Annotated in this window: 1 protein-coding gene; it reads right to left on the bottom strand. The window is 43.1% G+C overall.

Translation table 11 applies throughout. The features are described 5' to 3' along the window. On the bottom strand, positions 1–582 hold a 582-nt coding region (locus RJ05_RS33180), incomplete at both ends, for a reverse transcriptase family protein (RefSeq protein ID WP_162140650.1).

Genomic DNA, 582 nt, shown 5'->3' with positions numbered 1-582 from the left:
GAATTGTAAGGGCGGTCTGGTGTCACCCATCCTAGCCACATGTCCAAGATACCTCAGCCGCCTGTATCTAATCAAATTTGCAACCTCTGGAATATCACATTGTGCTCGTGTAACTGCATTTGGTATGCTTTCTAAAAGGCTTATCCCCAATATCCTCCGCAAACATCTCATTTGAAATACCTCGAGTTTTCTGATATCTTCATTGGTGACTGCCCATGTTTCACAACCATACAGCAATGTTGACTGAACAATGACTTTGTACAATATAACTTTTATCTTGACAGATATGTTTTTATCTTTCCAAACTTTCAATCTGCTCAGCTTATGGTATGCCCCACCTGCCCTACTGAGTCTTGAGGCAATCTCTGGTTGCATTGACATGTCTGCTGAACATATGCTTCCTAGATACTTGAACATCTGAACTTGTTCAAGGGGTTGGCCCCTGAGCCAAAACTGCTCACTGCTATCACCGGTCTGTGTCCCACTCTGCAAACAGAGAATTTGAGTCTTTCTTATGTTTATATGCATGCCCCACTGGATGAAAACTCTGTCAATAATGGCCAGGGCTTCTTGTAGGGCTTC

The organism is Nocardia cyriacigeorgica NBRC 100375 (genome assembly GCF_000308555.1).
Classification (GTDB): domain Bacteria; phylum Actinomycetota; class Actinomycetes; order Mycobacteriales; family Mycobacteriaceae; genus Nocardia; species Nocardia cyriacigeorgica.
Note: the sequence above shows the minus strand (reverse complement) of the source record. Positions and strands in the feature narration are given on the sequence as shown.